This window comes from Cyanobacterium sp. Dongsha4, from assembly GCF_036345015.1.
Classification (GTDB): Bacteria; Cyanobacteriota; Cyanobacteriia; order Cyanobacteriales; family Cyanobacteriaceae; genus PCC-10605.
In genome coordinates this window covers 515,338-530,704 of the sequence record NZ_CP084098.1, presented here as the reverse complement: position 1 = coordinate 530,704, position 15,367 = coordinate 515,338, and the positions used below count along the sequence as shown (strand labels likewise).

The 15,367-nt window shown below is 32.8% G+C and carries 13 protein-coding genes and 1 tRNA gene; 4 read left to right on the top strand and 10 right to left on the bottom strand.

Annotated elements, in window-relative coordinates; genetic code table 11:
- Positions 1 to 53: 53 nt before the first annotated feature.
- From Dongsha4_RS02345 to Dongsha4_RS02335, 3 genes are all read right to left on the bottom strand, one after another.
- Positions 54 to 1,181: a hypothetical protein gene (locus tag Dongsha4_RS02345; protein ID WP_330204165.1), complete on the bottom strand. Its 1,128-nt coding sequence runs from the start codon at positions 1,179 to 1,181 to the stop codon at positions 54 to 56.
- Positions 1,182 to 1,276: 95 nt separating this feature from the next.
- Positions 1,277 to 1,858 carry a hypothetical protein gene (locus tag Dongsha4_RS02340; protein WP_330204164.1) on the bottom strand — a complete coding sequence of 194 codons (582 nt, stop codon included), beginning with the start codon at positions 1,856 to 1,858 and terminating at the stop codon, positions 1,277 to 1,279.
- 208 nt (positions 1,859 to 2,066) lie between these two features.
- Entirely contained in the window at positions 2,067 to 2,399 is a 333-nt protein-coding gene (locus Dongsha4_RS02335; RefSeq protein ID WP_330204163.1) for a hypothetical protein, read from the bottom strand.
- A 263-nt stretch (positions 2,400 to 2,662) separates the two neighbouring features.
- Here Dongsha4_RS02335 and Dongsha4_RS02330 point away from each other — a divergent pair, with 263 nt between their 5' ends.
- Together Dongsha4_RS02330 and Dongsha4_RS02325 are read left to right on the top strand one after the other, a co-directional pair.
- Positions 2,663 to 3,529: a M48 family metallopeptidase gene (locus Dongsha4_RS02330; protein ID WP_330204162.1), complete on the top strand. Its 867-nt coding sequence runs from the start codon at positions 2,663 to 2,665 to the stop codon at positions 3,527 to 3,529.
- Positions 3,508 to 3,589 (top strand) — tRNA-Leu (locus tag Dongsha4_RS02325). The genes Dongsha4_RS02330 and Dongsha4_RS02325 overlap by 22 nt, the downstream gene beginning before the upstream one ends.
- 14 nt (positions 3,590 to 3,603) lie before the next feature.
- Here the strand turns inward: Dongsha4_RS02325 and Dongsha4_RS02320 are convergent.
- The gene (locus Dongsha4_RS02320; RefSeq protein WP_330204161.1) at positions 3,604 to 6,747 is read right to left on the bottom strand and encodes a DEAD/DEAH box helicase; all 3,144 of its coding nucleotides are present in this window, start codon (positions 6,745 to 6,747) and stop codon (positions 3,604 to 3,606) included.
- A 742-nt stretch (positions 6,748 to 7,489) separates the two neighbouring features.
- Between Dongsha4_RS02320 and lysS the strand changes: the two genes are divergently transcribed.
- Positions 7,490 to 9,061 carry a lysine--tRNA ligase gene (gene lysS / locus Dongsha4_RS02315; RefSeq protein ID WP_330204160.1) on the top strand — a complete coding sequence of 524 codons (1,572 nt, stop codon included), beginning with the start codon at positions 7,490 to 7,492 and terminating at the stop codon, positions 9,059 to 9,061.
- Between the two features lie 280 nt (positions 9,062 to 9,341).
- Here the strand turns inward: lysS and map are convergent, their stop codons facing one another.
- From map to Dongsha4_RS02295, 4 genes are all read right to left on the bottom strand, one after another.
- A complete protein-coding gene (gene map, locus Dongsha4_RS02310) occupies positions 9,342 to 10,193 on the bottom strand; it encodes a type I methionyl aminopeptidase (RefSeq protein ID WP_330204159.1) in 852 nt (283 codons plus the stop codon).
- Positions 10,194 to 10,320: 127 nt separating this feature from the next.
- Positions 10,321 to 10,905: a chromophore lyase CpcT/CpeT gene (locus Dongsha4_RS02305; RefSeq protein WP_330204158.1), complete on the bottom strand. Its 585-nt coding sequence runs from the start codon at positions 10,903 to 10,905 to the stop codon at positions 10,321 to 10,323.
- A gap of 15 nt (positions 10,906 to 10,920) precedes the next feature.
- Positions 10,921 to 11,577 carry a HEAT repeat domain-containing protein gene (locus Dongsha4_RS02300; RefSeq protein ID WP_330204157.1) on the bottom strand — a complete coding sequence of 219 codons (657 nt, stop codon included), beginning with the start codon at positions 11,575 to 11,577 and terminating at the stop codon, positions 10,921 to 10,923.
- Positions 11,578 to 11,582: 5 nt separating this feature from the next.
- Positions 11,583 to 11,879: a hypothetical protein gene (locus Dongsha4_RS02295; RefSeq protein ID WP_330204156.1), complete on the bottom strand. Its 297-nt coding sequence runs from the start codon at positions 11,877 to 11,879 to the stop codon at positions 11,583 to 11,585.
- A 73-nt stretch (positions 11,880 to 11,952) separates the two neighbouring features.
- Between Dongsha4_RS02295 and Dongsha4_RS02290 the strand changes: the two genes are divergently transcribed.
- Entirely contained in the window at positions 11,953 to 12,414 is a 462-nt protein-coding gene (locus tag Dongsha4_RS02290) for a hypothetical protein (RefSeq protein ID WP_015219977.1), read from the top strand.
- 237 nt (positions 12,415 to 12,651) lie between these two features.
- On the opposite strand, the gene Dongsha4_RS02285 is transcribed toward Dongsha4_RS02290, so the two are convergent.
- Positions 12,652 to 13,719, bottom strand: a complete 1,068-nt coding sequence (locus Dongsha4_RS02285) for a pentapeptide repeat-containing protein (RefSeq protein ID WP_330204155.1) — start codon at positions 13,717 to 13,719, stop codon at positions 12,652 to 12,654.
- A 466-nt stretch (positions 13,720 to 14,185) separates the two neighbouring features.
- Positions 14,186 to 14,911, bottom strand: a complete 726-nt coding sequence (locus Dongsha4_RS02280) for a hypothetical protein (protein WP_330204154.1) — start codon at positions 14,909 to 14,911, stop codon at positions 14,186 to 14,188.
- Positions 14,912 to 15,367 lie beyond the last annotated feature (456 nt).

Below are 15,367 nucleotides of genomic sequence, written 5' to 3'. Positions count from 1 at the left end.
TGAAGATATTTTATGATTAATAAATCAAATTGATGATGAGATTAAATAATTATTTACTTAGTTTTTTGTTTATATTTTTCTCTATACTTAAATAGTAAATCTTCTATTTCATATTGATGTAAAATAAAGGCTTCATAATAGATAGTTGACATACATTTACGAAATTGATTTGGTAATAAAGATTCGTCTAAAAGTTCGTTAAAAAGTTTAAAGAAAGAAAGTTGTCCCCGCTCCATTGATTTTTTTTTCGTGATGCCTGTAGGAGAAAATAAATAGTGATAAGAAAAGATTTTACTATCATTTTTATCGCTACAAAAGAAAGCTAATAAAAGAATAAATAGGGGTATAACAATAGGATTTTTGTCTATGGTATCTTTAACAACTTCTTCTACTTTTAAACGATGGTAGCCAATATTACTATAATCTTCTGTCAAAAGTGCATCTATTGTGACGGTTTCTTCTGTATCGGGAAATTTTATAATCATTCCTAATACCTGCAAATTATTGATTAAATTTTCCCATTTTTCATAGGGTAAATTATCTGTAGTAAAAGTGCGATCGCAGTAATGAATAATTTTTCTAATAACTAGCTCAAATTTAGAAGGAATAGAGATGCGATCGAATTTATATAAATCATCTGGTATAGGAGGAACAAAATATCGTAAAAAAAATAATTGATGAGTATGAGAAGTAAAGAAACCACAATTAAGAAGTTCTACTAATTTTTCAATATTATAAGGGAATTTTTTACATGATAAGAATATTTCTCCTTCTATTTCCTTCGCAACAATTAATAATTCTCCGGGTTGTAAATTAAAAGACTCACGATAAATTTTTTGTCTTAATTTCTGTTTATGAATTTCAAAACACTCACTTAAAGCATTATCAATTAAGGGTGCATAATCTTCTTGATTTTGCGAAAAATTTACCTCATATAAATCAACAATATATACTGGTGTCCAAATGCCTGTTTCTAGCTGTAAATTGAGTAAAGACTTGCCAAAATGTTTGATGATTATTTTCTTTCTTTTTATTTGTTCTTCCCTTTGTTTTTGTATTGATAAGCCTTTCGATTTAACTGGTTTTACTTGGTCATTTTCCCCAAGAAAATCATCTTTGCTTTGTGAAACCTGAGTATTATTCTTATTTTTTTTGCTAATGGCAAATAGTTTATTAAACATTACTAATATGATTTTTATTGACAGCTAAACTTAAACAATCATAAACTTTTTCAAAAACTTGATTCAACTAATAAGCATTAAAACAATAATAATCTCTAATTATTTTTCATAGGAGAGGGGATAAATTCTGGGTCATCACTAGGCACTTCAGGGATATATTCTACATAAGGGAGATTCGCACCTGATAAACCCTTTTTAATTCTTTCTGGCGTTTGAGAAAAAACCACAAATAAAGGTCTAATTTCTTCGGCTAAATCACTAAACATATGTTCTTCTGTCTTTGGCATAATCCACTCATATTCTTTGTTCAAATAAATTTGAGATTGGCGCCAACGTCTTAGTAAATCTGAAAAATCTTCTTGGGGGCGATGAATAAATACTAGAATTTCTACCCCTATCTTAATCTTCCATTCAGGATCACACATTAAAATGGCTAAATCACAGGGAATAGGTGTTATTTCATCCGTACCTACAGAACTTAAACAATCTCCAGAAACGGTTTTTAAATTTCTTACTTTTGCGAGGGGAAGGGGTATTGTAATAACACTTTCTGTTGGTCTTCTCATACTGGGAATCATTTCTAAATATTCCCTATACATCCCTAATAAAGAGACAACTCTTTTGCGACTGCTGTAGTCAGCCAACACCGTTTCATAATCCGATTGTTTTATAGACATGATTAATAGAAAAGGTAAAGGAAATTTTATGATTATTCCTACATTATGACATTTTCATGATACCTAGAATTTAATATTTGTGTCATTGACCAGAAGATAAGCAATACCTGATTTCGGGGTTCGGGGTTAGAAGTGATTAATTATCAACTATTTACCTTTGCCCCTTGCCCTTTTACCTTTTTGTATTCCTAATTCCTAAGATAATGTCCTATTCTTTCATTGCATCTACGGAAACAGGGACAAAATCACCGTGAATGGTTAAAGCTAAAAGCATTTCTTCACCTTCGGGAATCAGCTTACCTGTTAATACGCAACTTTCGTCTTTTCTAGCGGTTGCAGTAATAGTAGAGCGAATATCAGTTTTGGAAAAATTAGGACGGTATTCTCCAGACTTTTGCTGTACATAGTTCCAAAGAATATCTCGAATTAATGTTTGATAACCTTGACTACCAGATAAAGACTTTAAGCTATCTTTAAGAGTTTTTTCTAAACGGATGCTGGTAACTTCCATTTGAGTGGTGGAGGTTCTGTTAGGACGCATTTTTTTTCCTCTAAACTATACTAGACATTAAATTTTTTGACATTGAGTATTAGTAATACTAGGGTAATGTATTACTAGAAAAATAGCCAGATATTTGCAAGAAAATTTACAAATATTTACTATACATTATTACATAAAAGTGATCAGATTGAAATATAAATTGACTCAAGTTTAGTCATAAGTGTAGAAATGATGATGATTTCTCTCTGAATTTCTATGGATAATGTTAGAATATGAAGAAAAAATAAAACTAATTGTTGACCATGACGGTAAAATTAATCGGGTTAAAAGCGGATCATTTTCGTCATCCTTTGGACTTGGAAGCAACAAATCGACTTAAGCAACTTCCTGGTTTAGATTTAGCTATTAGAGGTTTTTTAGGAAGTATTGCGGAAGATTTTTTTTATCTTAATAATATCGCTTCGAGTATTCGTATTTCAGAAAAACAACTACCTGATTTGCATGATTTACTAATTTCTGCCTGTGAAATCTTGGATGTAGAAACGCCTCAATTATACATTCAGCAAAACCCTGTGCCGAATGCTTATACTTTAGCTATTCGTGGTCAAAAACCTTTTATTGTTATTCATACCTCTTTGCTTGATTTACTCAATCCTGAAGAAATTAAGGCTGTCATTGCTCATGAGTTGGGGCATTTAAAGTGTGAGCATGGAGTATATCTTTCTTTAGCTAATATTATGGTATTGGCGGCCGGATTAATCCCGACCTGGGGAACATTGGTGGCTCAATCTCTACAAAGTCAGTTATTACAGTGGGTTCGTTGTGCTGAATTTAGTTGCGATCGCAGTGCTTTATTAGTAGTACAAAAACCAGAAATTGTTATGTCTGTATTGATGAAACTAGCTGGAGGTTCACCGAATTTAGCGTCTCAGTTGAATTTATCTGCTTTTATGGAGCAGGTCAAAGACTATAGAGTGATGAGTAATAATGAGTTAGGAAGATTGTTACAAGAAACACAAACTGCTCAGTTAACCCATCCATTGCCGATTATTAGAGCAAAAGAAGTAGAAAAATGGTCTAATTCTCCTGAGTATGATCAGTTGCTCAATCAAAAGAGAATAAGTTATAATTGTGAAAGTGATCGTCAGGGCGGATGGCGAAATTGGTAGACGCACCACACTCAAAATGTGGCGGCTTCGGTCATGCGAGTTCGAGTCTCGCTCTGCCCATACTCTAAAACCCTTTAAATAATTGCATTTCTCTCCAGAATAAGCAGTTCTCTTAATTGGTCAGTGTCAAGATTAGTTAGCCAATCCTCACCGCTATTAATTGTTTGTTCTGCTAACTGTTGTTTGCTTTCCAAAATATCATTAATTTTCTCTTCCAAAGTGCCACTACAAACAAATTTATGCACTTGGACATTTTGTTTTTGTCCAATACGATACGCTCTATCTGTTGCTTGATTTTCTACCGCAGGATTCCACCATCTATCATAATGGAAAACATGATTTGCTCTGGTCAAATTTAAGCCTGTTCCTCCTGCTTTTAATGATAGTATAAATATAGGAGGTCCTTGAGGATCATTTTGGAAGCGATCGACCATTTCTTGACGTTTTTCTGTTTTGGTACTACCTGATAAAAACAATACTTCGACCCCTAGCTTTTTACGCAAATAGGGTTGTAATAGATTTCCCCACTCTGCAAATTGAGTAAAAATTAAGCTGCGATCGCCCTCTGCTACTACTTCTTCTAACATCTCTTCTAGGCGTAACAACTTCCCTGAGCGAGAGGAAAAATTGAGCTTTTCTTCTTTTAATAAATGAGCAGGATGATTGCAAACTTGTTTTAATTTCATCAGCAAAGTTAATACTAAACCATGACGTTTAATTCCTGTAGTTTCATTAATTTTTTCTAAGGATTCATCCACTAAATTTTGATATAATTGAGCTTGTTCACCAGATAAGCCACAATAAACATTCATCTCCTGTTTTTCAGGTAAATCTTGAATGATATTTTTGTCTGTTTTTAAGCGTCTCAGAATAAAAGGTTGAACCAAAGAACGTAAAGTTTGTAAGGAATGTTGATCCCCATATTTTTCAATAGGCAAGGTAAAACGCCGTTGGAAAAATTGTTGTGTCCCTAAATAACCGGGGTTTAAAAACTCTAAAATTGACCATAATTCTGAGAGTCTATTTTCTACTGGTGTACCTGTTAAAGCAATTCTAAATTCAGAGTTTAAATCATGGACTGCTTGAGTTTGTTTTGCTTGAGGATTTTTGATGTTTTGTGCCTCATCGAGAATAATTCCTTGCCATTCTACTAAGTTTAATGTGTCAAAATCTCTATAAACTAAAGAATAACTGGTGATGATAATATCTAATTTCTTGCTGGTTTTAATAAACTCTTTTTCTTTGCTACGATTATCTCCATGATGGATTAAAACATTTAAGGAAGGAGCGAATTTTTTTATTTCCCTTGCCCAGTTATTTAAAACAGAAGTTGGTGCAACAATTAAACTAGGTTTATTTAATTCTTTTTTCTCTTTTAAAGTTAAGATAAAAGCAATTAATTGTACAGTTTTTCCTAATCCCATATCATCCGCTAAACATCCCCCTAAATTCCATTTTTGCAAGAAATATAACCAACTAAATCCTAATTCTTGATAGGGTCGTAAAGTACCTTGAAAATCTTTTGGTGAATTTAATACTTCTACTTTTTGATTATCATTAATACTGTTAATTAAATCTGCTAATGCACCGCTACTTTCAAAGGCGACAACAGGTAATTTTGCAATAGTTTCACTGTTACCACTACTTAAACGCAGAGCATCTTCCACAGTTAAATTAGTGCCAGAATCAGTATTATTTAAAATGTCTTCTGCGGCTTTTACATCGGCTGGTTGTAAAGCTAACCATTGTCCATCAATTTCCACAATAGGAGATTTTTGTGCTAATAAATTTTGAAACTCTTTTTTTGTTAAAGTTTTATCTCCTACAGCAACTTTTAAATTATAATTTAACAAAGTATTTAGGTTTAATCTTTCACCTTTTTTCAGATTAACTTTAGCTTCTATTTTCACTCCCAAACGTTTTTCATCAACACCACTATTTAACCCATTGGGTAAAATTATTCCTAATCCATTATCTTGTAATTGCCATACCGCACTGCGGATAAATTGATAAGCAGAAATAGCATTTAAAGAGCAGTAATTAGGCATTGATTCTTGCAAACTTTCCGCTATCGGTTCGTAAAATTTCGCCGCCAATCCTAGCCCTTTCAAAATGATTTCTTGAGGATTATCAATGATGCGATCGCCTATTTCTAATTGAGGATGAGGATGTGACCAAATTTGTTCTGTGGGAATCAAAAAATCAGGATTATCTATTGCTTGTAAATAGTAATCTAATTTCCAATTATCATAATTATCCGTTTGATTTTGCCCACTAGGAGGCTGTAATTTAAAACAAAGTCTATATTGTTTTCTGACCAATTGATAATCAGAAGTAATCAAGTTTTCTTGAATAGGTAATGTCCAATTATCAAATGCCATTTGTAACCTTTTATTGTCTAAAGAAGATAAATGACATTTACTTTTTTCTTCGTTGTTTAAAGATTCTAACCAAGTTTGCACCATTAATTCATTATTAACAGGAGTAGAGATGTTTGTTAATAAACGTCTTATTTGAGCATCTAAAATAGTAGCTAAAAATTCCAGAATTAACTTTTGTTGAGGAACATTAGGATCGTCCTCATTCTCCACATAACAACGGCAAATAGAGGGCATTGATTGTATAAAATGAGCTAATCTACCCTGATCAATATTACTATCTAATAAAGGTTGCCAAAAACAATTATTTTTCTCATCAATACTAGGAATAAATTTTTGACGACAAATTAAATCTAAAGACCAACGATAAATATGACTCCAAAATCTTAAATCAGGGGCTATGTAATCTACTTTATTTAAAGGTAACTGTTGTAATAGTCTTAAAAGTTGTTCTGTATTTAACTTAACTCCGCACACATCCCAAGGATATAAAATAACTGAACTTAATTTATTACTAATACCTAAATAATGCTCATAAAGAAGAGGTATAACTGTTTTAGATTTTGGTTTTTTCTGAACAGGAAATAAAGCCATTTCCCACTGCCAAAAAGATTCAGGATCTTCATTATTTATTGTTTCATCGGAAATTATGTCCTCCAAAGAATTTTGTTTTAAAAGCTCACCTAATTCTTGGTTATCTTCAATTAAAAAAGGATAAATATATAAAAACTCAGCCTCTAAATCAAACTTTTCTTTCTCGATATTTATCCACTTTTCTCCCCAAATAATAAAGTATTTTTCTTCTTTTCTAATTAAAAAACTTCCATGTAAAATCGACATATTTAATTTTAGTAATTATAATAAATGAGGATAAATATAATAATAGAGTATTTGATTTGTATTTTTAAAAGTATTAAATCTAAAAGGTAAGATAAAAATGATTAATAGAAAATAATTACTTAATTTTGATTAGTTTACTATAAATGGTGAACATAATTTAATATTTGCAAGAAAAATATTAATGTTTTTGCTACAAGTTATTAACTAATAATTACTCTTAAATAAAATTTGTAGCTAGTCTCGATAAAAAAATTATTTTAATAATTAATGTTAAGTGATTTAAAATAAAAAGCAGATATAGATGATTAGAATTATTACTTATAAAAAATAATAATCATTGCAGGTATCAACATTTATATTCCCTATTATTAGTGTTTTGAAAACTTATGGCATATATTCACGAGAATAAAGTTTAATGTAGAATAAAAATGCCATCGAATAAAATATCATAGTAAAAAATAGAAATACAACATAACTGCATAGCAGAAAAACCATAAAAAAACAAATGGGTTTGTACTTCTGCCAGTGAATTAAAGTTATTTAAGACTATTTTTCATCTGAGATAAGGAACTAATAGTGCGGTAACATAGCAATGTTGATGATTTGATATATTATCATCTTTGGTGAATTTTCCATAGTAGAGTTCTAAACTTTCTTGGATTCAAGGTGAATAGCTAAATAGCTAAAGTAAGATATAATAGAACTTCTGCAGTTTAAAGATAGTGAACAATAAATTATAAATATGTTTTGGGCGGATAAAATAGCGGCTTCCTCACACCAAGAAGAATTAGTAAACGATTCCAAAACCCCTTCAGGTAGAGTTCATGTAGGTTCTGTCAGAGGGGTGATTATTCATGATGTTATGTATCGGGCTTTGACAAGAGTAGGAAAGCCAGTAAAGTTTACCTATGGAGTTGATGATTACGACGCTTTAGATACAGTCCCCCATTATTTAGATAAAGAAAAATTTTCTCCTTACTTAGGTTATCCTCTTTGCAATGTTCCTTCTCCTGATGAAAATGCCCCTGATTACGCCAAATATTTTATGGGTGAATTTTTGGAAGTATTTGAATATTTGGGAGTAAAAGCCGAAATTTACTATTTGAGAGACTTATATCGTTCAGGAAAATTAAACCCCTATATTGACAAATTTCTCAATCATGCTCAGGATGTTAGGGAAGTTTATCGAGATGTGAGTAAAGCCGATCGCGCCGATAATTGGTATCCTTTTCAGGTAATCTGTCCTAATTGTGGCAAGATAGCAACTACCAATGTAACTGACTATAATGGTTCAGAAGTCTTTTTTACCTGTAAGGAAGATGCTACCGACTGGGTGAAAGGATGTGGACATCAAGGCTGGATTTCTCCTTTTGATGGTAACGGCAAACTTCCGTGGAAAGTTGAATGGGTTGCCAAGTGGGATTTAGTTGGTGTAACCATGGAAATGGCAGGAAAAGATCATTCTCAAAAAGGTGGCTCAAGGGATGTAGCAAATGCTATTTGTCGTAAAGTTTTACATAAAAAACCCCCTTTCCATTCTCCCTATGAATTTATTTTGGTTAACGGCACAAAAATGAGCTCTTCTAAGGGAGTGGGTTCAAGCGCCAAAGATATGGCAGATTTGTTGCCTCCAGAATTATTGCGTTTTTTGATGTTAAGAACTCAACCAAAAACGGTGATTAATTTTGCTCCTAATTATGAGACAATTACCCGTTTATTTAGAGACTATGATAGTCTTTTAAATCAATATGCTCAACTGCAGAAAGAAAATGAAAATGTAGAATTAGACAGAACCTTATTACCTCTATTCTATGCTCAATTAGAGGAGGAAATTAAACCTTATTATACTTTCGACATTAGCACTCTCATTTCCTTATTACAAGTACCCCATTTAGACTTAAAAGCGGAAATAGAAAAAAGAGCAGAAACAGAGTTAACCGAATATGATTGGGAAAAAATAAACGAACGTATTGCTGTGGCGAAAAAATGGTTAGAAGATTATGCCGATGAGGAAGAAAAACTGGTAATTTATTTTGATGATATTCCTGAAACCGCCTCTGGGTTGAGCGATGAACAAAAACAATATTTAACTAAACTAAAAGAAAATTTAATCGCCTTAGAAAAATGGGAAGGGGAAGAATTGCAAACTGCTTTATTTACTGCCACCAAACAATTAGGTATTAGTCCTAGCGTTGCTTTTCCTGCCATTTATTATTCATTTTTAGGTAAGGAAAGAGGTCCTAAAGCTGGTTATTTATTTTCTTATTTAGATAAGGATTTTGTTTTAAAACGTTTAGAGGAAGTTGTGAAATAGGTCAGTTAGTAGTGAGGGCTTCAGCCCTTATTCTCAGAACTTTTGAAACCCCTAAAGGGGTAACTACAAACTTTAGTTTTATTTAACGGGAGCTACTTATTAAGTAAACCAGAGTTGGGGATAAATTTTCCTAGTTATGGTAGAAAAAGAGGAAGAGGAAAAAGTGACTAATAAGTTAATATTCAAAAAAATAAACCGTCAAACCTGTCACCTGAAGCCTGTAACCTAACACCTACACTGAGCCTATATTCTTAAGCCTAACTGAGATCAATTAAAGTGCCTAGTCTCGCCAAGTTAGAATTTCATAACCATAATCAGTTACTAAAACAGTATGCTCGAACTGGGCTGAGAGGCATTTATCAACGGTTACAACAGTCCAACGGTCTTTGAGGGTACGAGTTTTATTACTACCCACATTAACAATGGGTTCAATAGCTAATGTCATTCCACTACGCAATTTTACATTGGGTAAATCTCTAGTGCGAACATTAAACACAGAGGGTTCTTCATGTAAACTTCTACCTACACCATGTCCCACAAAATTTTCTACCACAGAAAACCCATTTTTTTCTACATAATCTTGAATTGCTCCTGCTATATCCATTAAATAATTTCCAGCTTTTACTTGCTCAATTCCTTTATACATAGCCTTTTCAGCTACTTCTAATAACTTAACTCCTTGTCTTTTGATTTTACCAATGGGGAAACTAATGCAGGAGTCACCGTGATAGCCGTTATACAAAGCCCCCGTATCAACTTTGACAATATCACCCATTTTTAGGACTTTTTTGGGGTTAGGAATGCCATGGACTACTTCATCATTAACACAAGCACAAATAGAAGCAGGAAAGCCATGATAACCTTTAAAACTAGGAGTTGCCCCCATTTCTCGAATACGTTTTTCTGCATAGGTATCTAAATCCGCCGTTGTCATTCCGGGTTTGGCGATTTCTTGAATTTCTTTTAATACTGTTGCCACTATTTTCCCTGAAACTCTCATGATTTCGATTTCAGCTTCAGTTTTTATTTCTATCCCCCTACGACTTTTTTTTAGTGGCGGAAGTCCTTTTGTTTTGGGGGGATTCTTTTTGCTGTTTTGGCTAGGAAATAATAATTCTCTTAACTGTCTCATAGGTTAGATGAATGAATTTGGGGGGTGAAGAGGGAAGAAATGAAAAAGGGAGTATATTTGATGTTTTTTTTGACAATTTATGTTTCTATCAGTATTTATGGGTTGGAAAGTTAGTAATTGTGATGAATTAAACTTCATGGGCAAAACTTTCAATTCTGGTAAAGTGAAATGGACCTGCAACAGAACCCCACAATAATTCATCAGTCACTAAATCTCTACCTCGATCGAAACTAATTAGTTTACGTTCATCAATTTCAAAGGAGTTATCTAAATAGGATTCTTTACCTTTTCTGACTACAATACAGGCTTTACCCGGTTTGATGTAGCCTTTAAAATGACTTTCATTCCATTGGGCAATCATATCACAACCATTCATTTTCTCTAAATGGTCAATAGTTAACTCTTTCAATTTTTCTCGATTACGGGAAGCTCCATAAAATTCTGCTTCTTCTTTCAGTTTGTAGTGTTCTAATTCTAAATGATCATCTACTGCTTGAATTTTAAATACTCTTAAGCGATAGGGTTGATTCAAGAGAAAATCGTAGGCTTGTTCAAGAAAAAGACTTGTACCACCGAGGAGAGATTCGGGAAGGGGACGCATACAAACTCGAATATGAGCGAAAAAAGGGGGGTTATCCCATGCCTGTTGTTGATTGCTGAAGTCAGCCGCCATTAATCGGGCTAATCCTTTTACATCTGTTGATTTACTCATATTCTTAAAAAATTGCTATACTTCCTGTTTGATTTTTGTCAATGCTAGTTTAGCACGGGTTTGAACCCCGATTTCATCGTCTTTTTGAGATAACAATGTTAATTGTTCGATAATTTGAGGTATTAAATAATTGTTATTAAAGGCTTTTAGACTTTGTGTTAAGTTTTCTAAAGCAACAATGGAGGCGTAACGAACTACCCATTCTCCATCTTGAATGGTTAAGCAAAGGGTATGGAAAATTTTTTCTTGGGTTGGGGCAATATCTTCTGGGGGTAAGCTAGACAATTGAATATTTCCTAATCCTTTTGTTGCCGCCCTTCTCACGCTTAGGGAAAAGTCTGTAGTAGCGGCACTAATTAGTAAGTCTAAGGCTCTAATATCTCCAATTCCTGCAAATACTCTTAATGCCCATGCTCTTGCCCCATAATTATAATCATCAAGGTTTTTCATCAGAGGTGCGATCGCAATTTCTCCCAGATTGATTAAGCCTTCTGTGGCGGCAACGGCGGCACCGGGGTTATTGAAACCTAATACTTGAATTAGGGTGGGTATGGCTTCGGGAGATTGAGCGGCGGCTAATTTTTGTACTGCCTGAAGTAGTTTAACGGCTGAATCTGCTTCGTTGACAGCGTTAATTAGTTGTTGAACTGATGTTTCTAGGGTTTGAGTCATAAGTATTATTTGGATTCGTTTTCCCTTAGTAATTTTAGCAATTCTGACGGAGATATATTTTTTTCAATATATTGGGGATTATTTGGATTATAAGGACTTAAGATGCGATCGCCGCTTATAATTTCTCCATCAGGAGATAAAATAGGCATATCAGGATCAAAAGCAGTTGAACCAGTCAAATTGCTGGAAAATCCTTTGAAAATCATAATTTCTACCTCCTCTTGATTATCTCTAGCCCTTAAGATTAATACCTCTTGAGGATGGTTTTCGCTATATTTTTCTAGTTCTTGAATCGTGATCATTGATAAGTAAGTCGTTGTCAAAAGTACCCATATCTGGTTATACTATTGTAGCCAAATCATTGTTGAGGAACTCTTGTTTAGTTTACGTTTAAGATTTCAAACAGTAGCTTCAAAACTAAAAATCTCTGATTTAAACGCCCCAGATTTGAACGAAGAACACTTGCTTGAAGTAGCAACCAAATACTGTCAGGGAAAATTACGTTGGGCAAAGGGTAAACGTTATGATTTGAGTGATTATCTCATACTCTGGGAAATTATCGGCATCGATAATATAATTACCCTAGAAAATCAAGAAGGTCAATCCTTGAGAGTCGCTATTACCCTAAGAGAAAGTGAGAGCAAAGCTCAAAGTATTTTTTATGATTTAAAAAGTAAGCAACGTGCCAGTATTCGTCAAGAATTAAATATTGATCAACACTGGGTTATCGCCGTAAAATGGAAAAACTTTCCCGAAGAAGATGAATGGATTGATATTTTGTACAGAGAAATAGACGATGATTCCAGTAGTTCTGATTGTCGTTTAATTATTTTGTAGTAGTAGATTCTTGATTAACCTCAGTTAGGTTGTTGGGGGATTGGGGTGTTGGGGTGTTTGGGGCAGGGCTGTTTCAAAGTAGAAATACAAAAACGCTAAAACTATTGCCAGTAAAAGAATATAGCGTTTTAGGGCTTTGAGGATTAAGAAGTAGTTAAAAATGTTGAGATTATCAATTTATAACCATAAACCATTAAAAACTATTGCCCATTGCCTATTGCCCATTCCCTCTCTAAATTAAAAAATAGCCCCCTTACTGATTAACTCCTGTTTTTTCTCCTCATTTAAACCGAGATTGTTGGCAAAAATAGCCCCTTTAACAATTGTTTGACCTAGGCTAGTATTTTGTAAATTCGTATTAGTTAAGTTGGCATTGGTTAAATTAGCCCCAATTAAATTACTTAAAGCTAAACTAGCATTAGTCAAATTGGCATTAGTTAAATTTGCACCTTCTAAGTAAGCACCACTTAAATCTACACCATTAAGTTTTGTATTTTGTAAATTAGCTTCGCTTAAATCAACATCTGTTAAGTCAGCACCTCGCAAATTTGCATCCTGAAAATTGGCACTACTCAAATTCAAACCACTTAAGTTGACACCAATCAAATTAGCACCAACAAAATCTATCAAAGGATTAAGATTAGCTTTTTTAGCTAAAGTATTAAAGTCTTCTTGAGGATTTTGATAAATTCCTTGAATGATATTTTTTAAGCTACTTATTTCTTGTTCAATTTCCTGATTATTTTTTTGATTGAAATGGGGTGTTGTTTCAGATTTTTGAGAGGAAAAAATTACCCTACTAACATAAGGACTAAGATAAACTTTTTCAATAAATTCGGCTACTTTTCTTTCTAAAATAGCGTGTTTATTAGGGGTTATATTATGAACCCATAATCCTTCTATATCAGTTAAAACAACATTAGATTTATCTATTACAATTTGAGCAGTTAAATTACTTTCATCTCCCACTGCTTTGAATGTTGCTAATTTAACGGAAGAATTATCTTTGAGCAAATTTGGTTTTATTAACCACTCTTGATGATTTTTTGAAATATTTTTTCTTATTTGAATATAATCCTTATTAATGTCATAAATTTCTAAAATATCAAAGCCATTAAAAGTTACTAATAATTTTGCTGATCTGAGACTAAATTTAACTTTTCCATCTAAGATATTTTCTTGCTGTTCATTTACTTTAGCATTAAAATAAAACTCATATTCTCCTTGTTTATCGGCAACAGGAATTAACTTTAAATCAGCAGAGAAACAATCAGGACATTGATTGTGGCATTCTAATAAGTACATAGAAAATCTTAAGAAAAACTAAAAATATATATATTAAAAACAAGTTATCTTTTTAAGAATATCATCTCATGAAATGGACTAATCACCGAGAATACAATGTTCTAATTTTTTAATCTTCTTTTACAATTAAAGGTGATCTTATTTTTTAGCAATATTATTATGACTGGTGATCAATTTTTAATGTTAGTAACTCTGTTAGTACCCGGATTATTACTTTCTTTTCTGGTAATGATTTCTTTTGCTAAGGGTGGTTGATAACCTATAAATTCATCTCAAGTGTGGAGAATCGAGAAAAATAAGGCTCTCTTACTTTAATAGGGGGAGCTGAAAAAGTGTTTCGGAAAACATAGGAATAGCTAATGGGGGATAGTTTTAGCCTACTAATAGTTAGTTGACTATCGCAAAATTTGGGAATTAATTGGTCATAATTGCCGTAAAAGAGCCAAAAACAATATTAAAAGAAAAATTAAAAACTAATAATGGATAACTGATTTCTGGTACTTGAATCTTGATGAGGTGATTTTCTGGTTAAAGATACATGATTAACTTCTTCTACAGAATATTCTTTTAATTCTCTTGGTAAAAGCATATCCCATTGACCTTCGGAGAATAATAACAGATTACTCATCATGACTAATCCTGTCGTTGCAAATTGCCACCCCGCAAATAAGGGTAATATTAAGACCATACCACCATGAATTATACCAGCGAGGAAAAAAGCCCTCGATCGCATCATCCAACCTGTGAGAAAATAACCTAAAGCACTTAAAATTAGCCACAATTCACATAAATGACCGAGAATATAACCCCAAGAAAATGCGATCGCACTATCAGTAATAACCAGACCAAAAATCATCAAAAAAATCCAGCCATAAAGTAAACCTGAAACTTTTTCCCATACTGCCCAAGAATAAGTTAAAGTGGTCATGACAATGATGGCAAAAACGGTAAATGCAGACCAAAAAAATGCTTGATCAACCCAACTAACCGATAAAAATTGAGCACTGAAAAAAATTATTGCCGCCACCACTCCCCAAACTAACATTGCTTGATCAACACAAGTATATATTCCTGAGAGAAAAAATTTTTCCGCAGACTTTACTCTTAAACATTTCATTGATAAAAACTGCTGAGTATCAGAAGAAGATTGCTTTCGTTGTAAAATAGGTTGTCTAGGCTTAAAAAAAGTCATTATAAATTAAATTTTTGATATGTATTTTTTATATTTTTAACAAAAGTTAATAATATTTTAAACTAAAATTATCATACTGACATATAGAGTTCTTGAGCAATCTTATTTAATTTCGGTTCTGCATAAAGAATGTTGGATAAACTGAAGTGGTGGCGGTTAAACAATGTTCGCATCCCATGATTTTCGGTGGCAGATACTAGGTTTACCTGAGTTCGTAGTTCGGAGTTCGGAGTTCAGAGTTAAAAGTAATAATTATTGACAAAAAAGCTGAATAAATTGATTTTAAATGAGTTTTTCCTAAATTTAACAATTTTTTATTCCAAAATTGGCTCGATGATAACTCTCAACGCTTTATTTTTCGATACTTTTTTCATCGAACTCAGGTTAGGTTTAGCAGAGTAATGATTAATTGATTGGAGAATTGTGGGGAGAAACCTCTTTTTTATCTTAACTCCC